11 protein-coding genes are annotated in these 13,228 nt (G+C 72.4%); 5 read left to right on the forward strand and 6 right to left on the reverse strand.

What is annotated here, in order from left to right; all coding sequences use genetic code 11:
• Positions 1–126: 126 nt before the first annotated feature.
• The gene (locus ACZ7OY_RS27950; protein WP_471913917.1) at positions 127–1,110 is read right to left on the reverse strand and encodes a pirin family protein; all 984 of its coding nucleotides are present in this window, start codon (positions 1,108–1,110) and stop codon (positions 127–129) included.
• Between the two features lie 195 nt (positions 1,111–1,305).
• Here ACZ7OY_RS27950 and ACZ7OY_RS27955 point away from each other — a divergent pair, with 195 nt between their 5' ends.
• Both ACZ7OY_RS27955 and ACZ7OY_RS27960 read left to right on the forward strand, forming a co-directional pair.
• Positions 1,306–1,776, forward strand: coding sequence for a carboxymuconolactone decarboxylase family protein (locus ACZ7OY_RS27955; protein ID WP_471914004.1), 471 nt, complete (start codon positions 1,306–1,308; stop codon positions 1,774–1,776).
• Positions 1,777–1,974: 198 nt separating this feature from the next.
• A complete protein-coding gene (locus tag ACZ7OY_RS27960; RefSeq protein WP_471913918.1) occupies positions 1,975–4,065 on the forward strand; it encodes a SpoIIE family protein phosphatase in 2,091 nt (696 codons plus the stop codon).
• A 21-nt stretch (positions 4,066–4,086) separates the two neighbouring features.
• Here the strand turns inward: ACZ7OY_RS27960 and ACZ7OY_RS27965 are convergent, their stop codons facing one another.
• Both ACZ7OY_RS27965 and ACZ7OY_RS27970 read right to left on the reverse strand, forming a co-directional pair.
• Positions 4,087–6,060, reverse strand: coding sequence for an N-acetylmuramoyl-L-alanine amidase (locus ACZ7OY_RS27965; RefSeq protein WP_471914005.1), 1,974 nt, complete (start codon positions 6,058–6,060; stop codon positions 4,087–4,089).
• A gap of 171 nt (positions 6,061–6,231) precedes the next feature.
• Positions 6,232–7,809, reverse strand: coding sequence for a M1 family metallopeptidase (locus tag ACZ7OY_RS27970; protein WP_471913919.1), 1,578 nt, complete (start codon positions 7,807–7,809; stop codon positions 6,232–6,234).
• A gap of 257 nt (positions 7,810–8,066) precedes the next feature.
• On the opposite strand from ACZ7OY_RS27970, the gene ACZ7OY_RS27975 reads away from it, so the two are divergent.
• Positions 8,067–8,423 (forward strand): cytochrome P450, encoded by a 357-nt coding sequence (locus tag ACZ7OY_RS27975; RefSeq protein WP_471914006.1) that lies wholly within the window; start codon positions 8,067–8,069, stop codon positions 8,421–8,423.
• Here ACZ7OY_RS27975 and ACZ7OY_RS27980 read toward each other — a convergent pair.
• A complete protein-coding gene (locus ACZ7OY_RS27980) occupies positions 8,356–9,489 on the reverse strand; it encodes a hypothetical protein (protein ID WP_471913920.1) in 1,134 nt (377 codons plus the stop codon). The two genes, ACZ7OY_RS27975 and ACZ7OY_RS27980, sit on opposite strands and share 68 nt — an antisense overlap.
• A 192-nt stretch (positions 9,490–9,681) precedes the next feature.
• Positions 9,682–10,155 carry a winged helix-turn-helix transcriptional regulator gene (locus tag ACZ7OY_RS27985; RefSeq protein ID WP_471913921.1) on the reverse strand — a complete coding sequence of 158 codons (474 nt, stop codon included), beginning with the start codon at positions 10,153–10,155 and terminating at the stop codon, positions 9,682–9,684.
• Positions 10,156–10,269: 114 nt separating this feature from the next.
• Here ACZ7OY_RS27985 and ACZ7OY_RS27990 point away from each other — a divergent pair, with 114 nt between their 5' ends.
• Entirely contained in the window at positions 10,270–11,439 is a 1,170-nt protein-coding gene (locus tag ACZ7OY_RS27990; protein WP_471913922.1) for a thiolase family protein, read from the forward strand.
• A 206-nt stretch (positions 11,440–11,645) separates the two neighbouring features.
• Here the strand turns inward: ACZ7OY_RS27990 and ACZ7OY_RS27995 are convergent, their stop codons facing one another.
• On the reverse strand, positions 11,646–12,611 hold the full coding sequence (locus ACZ7OY_RS27995; RefSeq protein ID WP_471913923.1) for a pirin family protein: 966 nt from the start codon (positions 12,609–12,611) through the stop codon (positions 11,646–11,648).
• 201 nt (positions 12,612–12,812) lie between these two features.
• Between ACZ7OY_RS27995 and ACZ7OY_RS28000 the strand changes: the two genes are divergently transcribed.
• Positions 12,813–13,160, forward strand: coding sequence for a tetratricopeptide repeat protein (locus tag ACZ7OY_RS28000; RefSeq protein WP_471913924.1), 348 nt, complete (start codon positions 12,813–12,815; stop codon positions 13,158–13,160).
• The last annotated feature ends 68 nt before the right edge of the window (positions 13,161–13,228 follow it).

The following is a 13,228-nucleotide window of genomic DNA, read 5'->3' on the forward strand; positions in this document are numbered from 1 at the left end:
CGGCGCGCACCGCCGGACCGGGGTGCGCCACCGGCGCGCACCGCAGGACCCGGGGTGCGCCACCGGCGCCCCACGCCTCCACGCCCCGCACCCCGCACCCGGCACCCGGCACCCGGTGCGATCAGTTCACCGCGCCCTCGCGCGCGGCTTCAGCGGCACCGACGGCAGTTCAGGGGCGGGCAGGGGCGCGCCGTCGTAGCCCGCCACCTCGCCGAAGCGGCGGCCGTCCGTCGGCTGCCCCGGCACCAGCTCCTTCATCCAGTCCTCGCGCGCCCGCGCGATGTCCTCGTGACTGCGGCCGACGAAGTTCCACCACATGACGATCTCCTCCTCGAACGGGGTTCCGCCGAGCAGGACCGTCCGGGCCGGTTCGTCCGAGTCGTTGCCGAGGGTCAGCGTGCCGGTCCCGGTGGGCACATAGCCCAGTTCCGCGGGCCGCAGCGAGGCGCCCGCCACCTGGACGTGCCCGTGGTCGACGAGGACGCCGTGCTCGAAGCCCGGGTCCACGGCGAGGGTGAGCGTGGCCCGGGGGCCGAGGACGATCTCGGCGCCGAGCAGGGGCGTGAAGGTCCGTACCGGCGAGGCGGCCCCGGCGAGGGTGCCCAGGAAGACGCTGATGCGCGCCCCGTCGACCACCACCGGCTCGGGCGCGAAGTGCTGGAAGTCCCGCCGGGTGTCGCGGTGCTCGTCGGGCAGGGCCACCCACAGCTGGACGCCGTGCAGGATCTCGGTGTCCGGGGTGGAGACCTCGGTGTGGCTGATGCCGTGCCCGCCGGTCATGAGGTTCAGCTCGCCGGGCCGCACGAGCGCGTGGCTGCCGAGGCTGTCGCGGTGTTCGATCTCGCCGCCGAACAGCCAGCTGACCGTCTGGAGGCCGGTGTGCGGGTGCGGGGCGACGTCCATGCCGCCCGTGCGGGCGACGTCGTCGGGGCCGTAGTGGTCGGCGAAGCACCAGGCCCCGATCAGGGACCGGCCGCGCTGCGGCAGGGTGCGCCGTACGGTCATCGACCGCGGGCCGCCCAGCGGTACGTCGCGGGGAGTGAGCACCTCGACGCGCCCCGTCCCGTCCGTCCCGTCCGTTGCGTCCAGGCGGTTCATGCCGTCGTTCATGCCGTCCTCCGCTTGCACCCGTTCACACCCCGCAGCGCCTGCCCCGGTCGTGATAGTTTCATATTCAACCATAATTGTCCCGATCATAGGACGATGACGGCACCACGTACGTACACGAGGGAGCGCGGGCGCCGGCAGCGGCCCCTGAAGGAGTGCAGGTTGAACAGCCCCGTACCGAGCGCCGTACCGAGCCCCATGCCGGAGTCCCCGGCCCAGCGGATCTATCTCGACAAGCAGAGCCCCAAGGCCTACCACGCGCTGGTGCAGACCTCGGACGCGGTGCGCGCGACGGCCGCCGACGCGGGTCTCGACCGCATCCTGGTGGAGCTGGTCAACCTGCGGGTGTCGCAGATCAACGGCTGCGCGTTCTGCCTCGACGTGCACACCAGGGCCGCCCTGCGCGCGGGCGAGACGACACGGCGGCTCGGCGTGCTGGCCGCCTGGCGGGAGACCGGGCTGTTCACCCCCGCCGAGCGGGCGGCCCTCGCGCTGGCGGAGGCGACGACGAACCCCGCCGACACCGCCGCCCAGGACTCCGCCTACGCCGCCGCCCGGAACGAACTCACCGACGACCAGATCTCCGCCGTGCTCTGGGTCGCGATCACCATCAACGCGTTCAACCGGGTCTCGATCCTGAGCCGGCACCCCGTACGGGCCGACCGCTGAGCCCGGCGGTCCGACGGATGTCCGGGAAGCGGGCGGCGAGCCGCGGAGCTGCGCACTGTCACGGACGGTGACCGGTCGCGCGGTGAGCCGTCGCGGGTCCGTCGCCGGTGTCCGCGCTCCCGAATGCGCCGCCTTCGATCGCCCTGCACGCTGGTAACACGGACGGCCCAGGGACACGGCAGACCGCAGGAGGTTCCGGTGGCGCACGGCGATGAGGACCCGCAGGCGGACGAGCGGGCTGTTTCGATGCTGGACGCGCTCTTCACCCGGTCACCCGTCGGGCTCCACCTGCTCGACACCGACCTGCGGGTGGTGCGGATCAACACCGCCACACCCAACATGCGGGGCGTCCCGATGGAGACCATGGTCGGTCAGCCGTTCCGGACCGCGTACGACATCGTCGTGGACGACGACATGGAACTGGCCGTCCAGGAGGTGCTGGACACCGGGGTCCCCGTGCGCCAGCGGATCGTGCGGTCCCGGTTCAAGCTGGACCCGTCCCGGGAGGGGCACTTCGAGGTGTCCGTGCTGCGCCTGGAGAATCCGGAGGGGAAGGTGCTCGGCGTGGCCGTCACCTCCGTGGACGTCACCGAACGGGAGCGGGCGCGTGGCCGGGCCCGGGTGCTGGACGCCGTCCGCAGGAGCGTGGGACGGACCCTGGACGCGGCCGTGTCCTGCGAGGAGCTCGTCAATACCGTGGTTCCCGTGTTCGCCGACGTGGCGATCGTGGAGGTGGTGGACGCGGTGATCCGCGGCGACGAGCCGCCGCTGGCCCCGCTGCCCGCGGGCACCCCACTGCTGCGGGCCGCCTTCCGCAGCACGGCGGAGGGGCCGCCCATCGCCCACCCGGTGGGCGATGTGCACCGGCTGCCGGGGTCCACCCCGTTCACCCGGTGCCTGGCCGATCTTCGCGCCCGGGTGGTCTCGCTGCGCAGCGACGCCCCCTGGCTGGCCTTCGACCCTCCGCGCGCCGAGGCCATCCTCTCCTCGAAGGCCCACACCCTTCTCGCGGCCCCCCTGACCCTGCGCGACACCGTCCTCGGACTCGTCAGTCTGTACCGCGCCGGGAACTCGCCACCCTTCGACGAGGGCGACCGCAGACTCGCGGTGGAGCTGGCCGCCCACACGACGCTGTGCATCGACAACGCGCGCCGTTACGCACGGGAGCACACCGTGGCCGCCACGGTCCAGCGCCATCTGCTGCCCCGCAGCCCGGAGAGCCAGGCCTCGCTGGAGACCGCGTACCTGTCCGTCACCGGTGCCGATCCCGGCGCCTGGTACGACACCATCGCGCTGTCCAGCGCCCGCACCGCACTCGTCGTCGGCAGCGTCTCCGGGCGGGGTCTCAACGCGGCGGCCACCATGGGCCAGCTGCGCACGGTCGTGCGTTCGCTGTCCACGTTCGACCTCTCCCCCGACGAGCTGCTGGCCCGGCTGTACGACACGGCCGCGCACCTGGCGTCCGAACGGGCGGCCCTGCCGCTGGGCGACCCCATGCGCCGCGAGGCGCTCACCGCCGACTGCGTCTACGCGGTCCACGACCCGCTCACCGGCACCTGCACGATGGCGGGCGCGGGCCGGCTGGCGCCGGTCCTGGTCGAACCCGACGGCACCGTCAGCATCCCCGACACACCGGCCGGCCCGGCCCTGGGCTCCGAGGAGGACTCGCCGTTCGCCGCCGGGGAGTTCGAGGTCCCGGACGGCAGCGTCCTGGTGTTCACCAGCGATCCCCTGCTGACCTCGTACCTCGCGGAGTCCTCACGTCCGCTGCGGCAGTCGCCGGACTACCGCAGCCGGCCGATCCAGGACCTCTGTGACGACATCGTGTACGGCCTGCCGGCCGGGATGGGGGCGGGGGACGCCGCGGTGATCGTCGCGCGCGTCCGCTCCTTCCCCCCCGAACAGGTCGCCATCTGGGAGTTCGAGTCGGATCCGGCCGCGGTGGCGCTGGCCCGGCGGAACATACGCTCGCAGCTCGCCCGGTGGCAGATCGACCAGGAGACGGCGTTCAACACCGAGCTCATCGTCAGCGAACTGGTCACCAATGCGATCCGGTACGGCAACCCGCCGATCGAGGTCCGCCTGGTCAGCGACCGCAGTCTGACGTGCGAGGTGCGCGACTCCGGCTCGGCCGCGCCCCATCTGCGCCACGCCCGTACGGTCGACGAGGGCGGCCGGGGTCTGTTCATCGCCTCGCAGCTGGCCCAGACCTGGGGCACCCGTTACACGGCCGAGGGCAAGACGATCTGGACCGAGCAGCCGTTCCCCACGCTCGGACGCCGGAACTGACCGGCAGGACCTGCGGCACCCTCACCTGCGCCGGGCCTGGCCGTCCTGTCCCGATTCCGGCTCCGGCCCCGCCGCGACCGGTACTTCCACCACGTCCACGTCGGAGGCCCGGACGTAGGCGAGCCGGTGGCCGAGCTGGATCTCGTAGTACTCCTCGCTGCCCTTCACCACGGGACTCGGCGTCTCGACGAAGTTCGACCGGTCGACGTAGGAGCCGTCCAGGCTGGACCCGGTCACATACCGCTGGCCGGCGAGGATCTCGTAGGGCAGCGGCGACTGGGTCGGCTCCTTCATCCCCTGCGGGTAGGCGCCCGACTCCGGCAGGGCGCGTCCGAACGCCTGGATCACGTCCAGGCCCTCCCTCGGTGTCACCATCCGGCCGCCCGCGCCGACGGCCGTCGGGTGGTCCTCCGGGTTCCTGAACCACGCCTCGCGGCCCTGGAACCAGATCGCCGTCCAGTCACCGCGGCGCGCGGCGACCGCGAAGGTCTGTCCGGCGGAGACCCGCGACCCCAGGTCGTTGACGTCCTCCGTGGAGTCCGCGCCGTCCGGGTGCCGGCCCGGGTCCTGGATCAGCGGTGCGCTCTCGGACGGCTCGGTGTACAGCCGGACGGCACTGGAGCCGTGCGGCGCGCACGGCAGGTGGGCGCCGGGGCAGCCGGTGAACGACGGCTTGTGGGTGGCGAAGTCGGGCAGGATCGTCACCATGGCGCCGAGCCGGGGGCCGGTGGCCCGCAGAGGTGCGCCGAGCAGGTCGAAGTAGTGCCGCCAGTCCCAGAACGGGCCGGGGTCGTCGTGCATGCTCGGGATGCTGCCGCCGGTCGGGGCGGGCACGTTGTCGTGGCCGAAGATGTGCTGCCGGTCGAGCGGGATGCCGTACTTCTTCGCCAGATAGCGCACCAGGCGGGCCGACGACCGGTACATCTGCTCCGTGTACCAGGTGTTGGGCTGGGTGAGGAAACCCTCGTGCTCGATACCGATCGAGCGGGCGTTGACCAGCTGGTTGCCGGAGTGCCAGGCCGTGTCCTTGGTCCTGATGTGCTGGGTGACGTGACCGTCCTTGGAGCGGATCGAGTAGTGCCAGGACGGCTCCGTCGGATTCTGCACGGTCTGGAACATGCTCGGCAGGTTCGCCTCGGTGTCGTGGATGACGATGTACTCGATCTTCTCGTCGCGGGGCCGGTCGGCCAGGTCGTGGTTGCCGTACCCGCCGTCGACCTGGACGTACGGTGCGGCCAGCCAGGAGCAGTCCAGCTCCGCCGGGCACTCGACCTCCTTCGGCCGCGGGGGCTTCACCACCGGCCGGTGGGGGCGCACGCCGGGCGAGGCGGGAAGGGTGACGCGCTGGCCGGTGTCGGTGGTGCGGTGCGCGCCCTTGCGGATCACCGCGAACACGTCGTCGGCGTACGTCGCCGCGGAGGTCTTGTCGCCGGTGCCCGGGAAGCGGGCCACCGCCTCCCACCAGTCGTCGGTGCCGGCGCTGAGCGATTTGCCGAGTCTTCGTTGTGTCTCCGCCAGGAGCGCCGCCCCGGCCCTTACATTGGCAGCGGTGTCGGTACGCAGCTTCTCCACCGGGACACCGGTCAGCCGGGCGGCCCGGTGCAGGTCCGCGGGCGGCGCGGCGCGGTCCTGCGCGGGGGTCGACGCCGCCGTGCCCGGTGGCCCGGCCGCGGCGGTGCCGGGCGCCGTGCCGGTCCGGCGCGCCGCCTCGGGGTCCGTCAGGTGCATCGGTCCGTAGCCGCCGACGACGCTCGGCGCGCCGGGATGGGAATCCCAGCGTGACTGGAGATAGGCCACGCCCATGAGCACGTTGCGCGGCACATGGAACTCGTGGGCGGCGTCGGTGAATTCGCCCTGGAGGCGGTGGTCGTCCGGGCCGCCCGACAGCCGGCCGGTCAGCAGGGGCACCACGAGCGCCGCCGACGCGGTCACGCAGATCAGCAGGCGATGCCTGCGCAGCGCACCGGGGACACGGGGGGCGGCAGGTCTTCTCATCATGCAAGGACTCCAACCATGCTCGTCGCAACCAGGACAAAGGAGTTGTCCTCCACGCCACCCCTTGTACGCTTCCGTGTCCGGCGTGCCACGTCGCGCCAACCGTCACCGACGTGGACCAGCGCTCCGGCACAGGCCACCCGGTCGGCGGCAGAGCGGACGGCGTGGCACTCACTCCTTGACCGGGTCCACGTGCCAGTCGGGGTGCCCCGGCATGGGCGGGGTGTGCGCCCCGTACAGCCACGGCGTCAGAAAGGGCTTCAGGTCCCGGCCCGCGACCGCGCCGGCCAGTGCGACGAAGTCCCCTGTCCCGGCGGCCCTGCCGCGGTACGTCTTCACCCAGGCCCGTTCGATCCGGCCGAAGGTGTCCTCGCCGACCTCCTGCCGCAGGGCGTAGAGCACCAGCGCCGAACCGTCGTAGCGGATCTGCCGGAACAGGGACGGTTCGGTGGGTTCGGCGGGTGCGCCGTCGTCGTGGCGCCACTGGTCGTGCCGCTCGTACGCCGTCCGCATCACGTCCTCCAGGTCGGCGCCGCCGTGCGTGTCGGCGTAGAGCCGTTCGTAGTAGCGGGCGTGTCCCTCGCTCAGCCACAGGTCGGACCAGCGCCGGATGGCGACGCTGTCGCCGGTCCAGTGGTGGGTCAGTTCGTGCACGAGGTTGCGTTCGGCGTCGACCTGTCCGCCCGTCAGGTCGGCCCGCGGCAGCACGGCCAGCGACTGCGACTCCAGCGCCACCGGAAGGTCGGTGTCGCCGACGAGTACGCCGTAGCGGCCGAACGGGTAGGGGCCGAGCCGCTCCTCCAGCCAGGCCAGGTGCTCGGGGGTGAGTGAGCGGTAGGCCTCCGTGCCGGCGACCAGGTCCCGGGGGACCGCGTCCCGCAGGGGCAGACCGCGCGGGCCGGTGCGGTCGACGAAGGTGAACTTCCCGATCGCCATCTGGACCAGCTGGGCGGCGACCGGCTGCTCGGAGTCGTACGTCCACCGGATCCGTCCGTCGGGCCGGCGGACGCGCTCGACGAGCCGGCCGTTGGCCACCGCGGTCAGCTCCGGCGGGGTGGTGATGTGGAAGGTGATGGGCGCCCGCAGGCTCGGGTGGTCGTCCGCCGGAAAGATCATCTTGGCGCCGTCGGGCTGCGCGTAGAGAACGGTGCCGTCGGGGGTGGGCACCCAGCCGTAGCGCGCGATGGCGTCGGAGCGGCGGCGCTGGAGGGTGGGATCGGCGGTGTAGGCGACCCGGACGGTGAACGCACGGCCCCGGGGGATCGGCCGCGCCGGGGTGACGACGAGTTCGTCGCCGTCGCGTACCGCGGCGGCGGGTGCGCCGTCGACGGTGACGGCGTGCAGCGTGTTGCCGGCGAAGTCCAGGTCGAAGCGGGACAGGGCCTGCGTGGCGGTGGCGCTGACGGTGGCGGCGGCCTCGAACGGGGTCAGCGGTGCCCGCCAGTCGAAGTCGAGCGTGTAACGGCGCACCGTGTAGCCGCCGTTGCCGTCGAGCGGCATGAGCGGGTCGCCGATGCCCGCGGCACCGGGGGACGGAGTCTCGCCCTTCGGAGCGTCCGGGGACGGCGCCACGGAGGGGCCGGGGCTGCCGGGGTGGCGGTGGGCTCCGGACGGGGCGGGGCCGGCCACGAGGACGACGACCCCGGCGATCCCCGCGGCACCGACGACCGTCAGGCCCCAGGCCGTACGACGACGGCGCCCACCCGGGCGTGGCGGACGATTGCGGGCGCTGGGGGCAGTGGTCTCCATGAGCGCACTATGCCAGCAAGAGGGTTTTTTGTATGAATATATGACTCTATATCACCCATGTGAGCGGAGTCGGCACAGCTCCTCGGTCGGCACGCGAGGGGTTCGGAAGGCCCCCGGTGTGGGTGGCACCGGGGGCCTTCCGGGGCGACGGCGAGGCCGCCGCCCCGACCGGACGACGCTACGCGGACAGTTCCACGGACGGTGCGGCGAGTGGTGACGTCCCGTCGTCGGCGGGCCGGCTCCCGCCGGCCGAGGCCGTGCTGCGGGAGACGCTCCGGCTCCCGCCGGCCGAGGCCGTGGCGCGGGAGACGCTCCGGCTGCATCCGCCCGCCTGGCCGATGACCCGCGCCGCGAGCACGGTCACCGCCCTGGGCGGCTGGTCGCTGGACCCCGGTGACGACGTGCTGCTCAATACCTACCTGATCCACCGGGATCCCCGGTGGTGGGAGCGGCCGGACGAGTTCGACCCCGCCCGCCGGCCGGACGGGCAGTCGGCACCCGGTCCGGCTTCGTGCCGGTCCGGCGCTGACCTCCGCCCCGCCCGGATCAGCCCGCCAGGTACGGGTTCCAGGCGTAGGCGGTGTCCGGAGTGGCGGGCTCTCCGGGCCAGTTGAAGTAGTCGGCGACCAACTCGGCCGGGTGCGTGGCCAGATAGCCGCCGCCGGGCAGATCGTCGTGGTCGTCCCAGGCCCACGGCGGGTTGGCGGCGTCGGTGTCGCAGGCGCCGTAGGCGGGGCCGAGCACTCCGCCCGCGCCGCAGGCCGCTCCGTACGGGTTGGAGCTGTCGTCGCCGGCGAAGCGGCCCGGGTCGGCGAAGAGGCTTGTGGTGTTGCGCCGGTCCCACATCCCGCCCGGGGTGAACACGTCGGTCAGGGTGTACTGGACGTCGCGGTCGTTGGCGCCGGAGGGAACCTCGGAGGTGTCGCCCGGGTAGTAGAGCACGCCGTCACCGCTGTTGTACTGGCTCGCCACCTGCGAGATCGCGGTCTCGGCCCACGCGGCGTGGGTGTTGGCCTGCTGGGCGGTGAACGGGCGGGCGTGGCCGTCGGTGTGCGGGTCGCTCTTCAGCGGCAGAGTGCCGTCGACGCTCTCCGCGCCGCTGGTGAAGTCGCCGCCGGAGGGGACGTACGAGTAGAAGTCGCTGTGGGCCACGGTGAGGGCCGCCTTCAGAGTCCCGTACGCGGTCCCGTCGTTGGCGACGACGAGCAGCACTCCCTCGGAGTCGTTCTCGTGCTCGGTGAGGTCCTCCTGGTAGTTGTCGAGGATGCCGTCGGACCAGTCCCGCGGGTGGAAGTAGACGTAGAGCAGGTAGGAGAAGGACTGCGTCTGCGTCACCGAGTAGTAGACATGCGCGGCGAGCGGTGAACGGCCGGTGTCCTCCCAGTTGTTGCGGCCGTTGAGGTCGCCGTCGAAGTCGTAGGCGGCCAGGTAGTCGGACTGGCCGGCGAGGGCGGTCTCACCCGTGGTGTCGACGTCCTGGAAGTGGACCGGGGCCCACCAGGCGGCGAGCGTGGGACGGTCGGTGGCGAGAGTGCCGGTGGCCGCGGCAGCGGGCCGGGCGAGGGCGGCGCACCAGGCCAGGGCCAGCACGACCAGAACGGAAAGCAGACGTAACGCGCCGCCGCGGCCGGCGGTGAACGGCGGGCGCGGAGCGGGCAGCGGGGGGTGGACGATCGGCAACGAGGCCTCCGGATCGTGGAGTCGGGCCGGTCCGGACATCGACCGGCTGCATGACATGCGCACGATAGGGGAGGGAGGGTTGCCGGTTCGGGGCGAGCTCGCGATGAGCAGAAGAACGCCGGGCGTCGCCCCGCCGGGCCACGTCCGCCACCGCCCGCCGCCACCAGCCCGACCCCGAGAGCCGGAGGGGCCCTACTGGGCTGCGGCCGGTCCTGACACCGTCCAGCCCGGCGCCTGGGGGTGCGGCGTCCGATCGCCGGGGCGGAGCTCGTCGCCGCAGGCGGAGCAGGTGACAACCGCGGCCAGCTCGTGACCGCAGTGGTGCTTGATCACCATGGGGCGATCACCTTCCGCCCGGAGATGACGGTCGCCCCATGCCATGAGAGCCATCAGGACCGGGTCCAGCTCCAGGCCGGCCGCCGTGGCCCGGTACTCGAAGCGCTGCGGGCGCTCGCTGTACTTGCTCTTCGTCAGGATCCCGCCCTCCACCAGTCGCTTCAGCCGCGCCGCGAGGACATCACGCGGGGCGCCGGTATTGCGCACGATCTGGTCGAAACGCCCGTTGCCGAGGAGGACCTCGCGCAGGACGAGCAGGGAGTACTTCTCGCCGACGAGGGCCAGAGTGTCGGCGATGGAGCAGGGGCGCGGATCTTTGGTGGCGGCCATGCCTCCCAGTCTAAAGGTGGGTTTGCTTTTCAAACTCACAGGGCTATGGTGAATCCAGATTCCAAACTCACCAGTAACGTCGCCTCGGTATCACCGGGCAAGGAGGCCGCTACCATGCGTGACGCCGTGATCGTGGAAGCCGTACGGACCCCGGTGGGCAAGGGCAAGCCCAACGGCGCCCTGGCCCATGTCCACCCCGTAGAGCTCCTCGCACACACCCTGCGCACCCTCGTCGAACGCTCCGGCATCGACCCGGCGCTCATCGACGACGTGATCGGCGGCACCGTCGACCAGGTCGGCGAGCAGGCCATGAACACCACCCGATACGCCGTGCTGTCCGCGGGCTTCCCGGAGACCGTGCCCGCGACCACCGTGGACCGGCAGTGCGGCTCCTCCCAGCAGGCCGTGCACTTCGCCGCGCAGGGTGTGCTGTCGGGTGCGTACGACATCGTCGTGGCCTGCGGCGTGGAGTCCATGAGCCGTGTGCCCATGTGGTCGAACGTGCCCCCCGGCAAGGACCCCTTCGGGCCCGGAGTCGCCGCGCGCTACCCGGACGGCCTCGTCCCCCAGGGCATCAGTGCCGAGCTGATCGCCGCGAAGTGGTCGCTCACCCGGGAGCAGATGGACGCCTTCGCCGTGTCCTCTCACCACAAGGCCGGGGCCGCTTGGGACGCCGGCCTGTTCAACGCCGAGACGGCCCCGCTGGAGGGCCTCACACGCGACGAGTCGATGCGGCCGTCCAGCACCCCCGAGATCCTCGCCGGTCTCAAGCCCGCCTACTACGACCCCGGCTTTGCGGAGCGGTTCCCGCAGATCGGCTGGAACATCACCGCCGCCAACGCAAGCCCGATCAATGACGGTGCCTCGGCGGTGCTCATCACCAGCAGCGAGACCGCGGAGCGCCTCGGCCTGCGTCCACTCGCCCGGCTGCACAGCTTCGCGGTCACGGGCTCCGACCCCCTCCTCATGCTCACCGGAGTCATTCCCGCCACCGAGAAGGTGCTTCACAAGGCGGGTCTGACGATCGACGAGATCGACCTCTTCGAGGTGAACGAAGCCTTCTCCAGCGTCGTCCTGGCCTGGCAGCAGGAGACAGGCGCCGACCTCGCCAAGGTCAACGTGCACGGAGGTGCAATCGCCATCGGCCACCCGCTGGGCGCGAGCGGGACCCGGCTGACGACCACCCTCGTGCACGCGCTCCGCGCGCGGGGAGCACGGTACGGCCTGCAGACGATGTGCGAGGCGGGCGGACTCGCCAACGCGATGATCCTCGAGGCCGTCTAGGCCCTGTCGTCCAATTCCCGTCGTCGCCCGGAGGGCGGCCCGCGGCGTCTGGTGCGTGCTCTCGGCGTGCCGGGCGGAAGTCCTCGTACTGGACGTACTCGGGCTTTCGCCCGGTGCGGCGGTGGGGGCACCGCCCGCGCGAGCGAAGCCGAGCGTGGGGGAGCGCGCCAGGCGTCTTGGGACAGACGGGAATTCGACGACAGGGCCTAGCGCACCCGTCCGCGCGGTTTCAAGGGCACCGGAGGCAGCTCGGGGGCCGGCAGCGGAGCGCCGTCGTAGCCCTTCACCTCGCCGAAGCGGTCCCCCTCCGTCCAGTCCCGGCGGGCCTGTGCGATCTCCTCCTGGGAGCGGCCGATCCAGTTCCAGAACATGATCAGCTCCTCCTCGAACGGCTCGCCGCCCAGCAGCATCAGCGCCGCGTCCGACTCGGCGCGCAGCGGCAGTTCGGTGCGGCCGCAGCCGAGGTAGAGCATGGAGCCGGGCAGCACCGGCACACCGTCGACATGTGCCTCGCCGGACATGGACAGCACCGCGTACTCGAAGTCCGGCTCCAGCGGCAGGCGCAGGTCCGCACCGGCGGCCAGGGCCAGGTCGGCACCGACGATCGGGGTGTACGCCGTCCCGGGCGAGGTCGCGCCGTCGAGGCCGCCGAGGATCAGCGTGGCCTTCAGGCCCGGGGCGGTGACCACCGGCAGCTCGGCGTGGTGTTCGAAGTGCGGGTCGACATGGCGATGGCTGTCGGGCAGCGCGACCCACAGCTGTGCCCCGTGCAGGAAGCGGGCGTGCGACCGGGGGCTCTCCTCGGAGTGGCTGATGGCCCGGCCGGAGGTCATCAGGCCCAGTTCGCGGGGGCGGATCGTCTGGAGGCTCCCGGTGGAGTCGCGGTGCAGGACCTCCCCCTCGTGCAGCCAGCTCACCGTCTGCAGGCCCATGTGCGGGTGCGGCGGCACCTGCATGCCGGGCTCGTCGGCGATGTCGTCGGGGCCGTAGTGGTCGACGAAGCACCAGGCGCCCACCATGCGCCGGCCCAGGTTGGGCAGCAGCCGGCGGACCTCGGTGGACTCGCCGAGCCGGACGCGGCGAGGGCTGAGGAGTTCGCGCACCGGCTCCGCCACGACGAACCCACGGCCACCGCAGACGGCGGGAACCGGCTCGCGGTCAAGATTGCTCATGGCGCCCAACCTAGCCCCGCCGGACCCGCTCCGTCAGTCCGTCGCCGGGGCTGTCGCCCGGTCAGGTTGCGGATCGCTTCCGGATACGGTTCCCGGCGCGCGGGCGCGCCGGGCCGGGAACGGCCGTCACCGCACCGGGAGCCCGGCGTAGTGGAATATTCAACAACCTTGGGTCGTTCTCGCCCTCGAAGGAGGTCACGAGTGGACACGACGTACTACGGCCACGGAACGACGGCGGAGCGCTGGGAGCGCGCGCGGATGTTCTTCGACGCCGAGGACTACGCGGCGGCGGCCCGGGTCCTGGGCGCCCTGGTCGAGGAGGTGCCCGAGCAGACGGCGGCCCGGCTGCTGCTGGCGCGCGCCTACTACCACTCGGCCCAGCTGCGCCGCGCGGAGAGCGAGCTGCGCGTCATCGTGGAAGGCGACCCGGTCGAGCACTACGCCCGGCTGATGCTGGGCCGCACGCTTCAGCGCCAGGGCCGGCACGAGGAGGCGGCCTCGCACCTGAGGATCGCCTCGGCGCTCGCGGGCGACTTCGACCAGGTCTGACAGCTCCGAGCGGTCGGCCCCGGGGAGGGTGACGGTCCGACCCGGGCGGCGGGGGCGCGCGGCAGCCG

The organism is Streptomyces sp. NPDC107559 (assembly GCF_055657365.1).

What these genes read in the sequence shown, in the direction of transcription:
- ACZ7OY_RS27965 (WP_471914005.1), bottom strand. Translation starts at nt 6,060, where the DNA reads ATGAGAAGACCTGCCGCCCCCCGTGTCCCCGGTGCGCTGCGCAGGCAT.
- ACZ7OY_RS27970 (WP_471913919.1), bottom strand. Translation starts at nt 7,809, where the DNA reads ATGGAGACCACTGCCCCCAGCGCCCGCAATCGTCCGCCACGCCCGGGT.
- ACZ7OY_RS27955 (WP_471914004.1), top strand. Translation starts at nt 1,306, where the DNA reads ATGCCGGAGTCCCCGGCCCAGCGGATCTATCTCGACAAGCAGAGCCCC.
- ACZ7OY_RS27985 (WP_471913921.1), bottom strand. Translation starts at nt 10,155, where the DNA reads ATGGCCGCCACCAAAGATCCGCGCCCCTGCTCCATCGCCGACACTCTG.
- ACZ7OY_RS27950 (WP_471913917.1), bottom strand. Translation starts at nt 1,110, where the DNA reads ATGAACGACGGCATGAACCGCCTGGACGCAACGGACGGGACGGACGGG.
- ACZ7OY_RS27995 (WP_471913923.1), bottom strand. Translation starts at nt 12,611, where the DNA reads ATGAGCAATCTTGACCGCGAGCCGGTTCCCGCCGTCTGCGGTGGCCGT.
- ACZ7OY_RS27990 (WP_471913922.1), top strand. Translation starts at nt 10,270, where the DNA reads ATGCGTGACGCCGTGATCGTGGAAGCCGTACGGACCCCGGTGGGCAAG.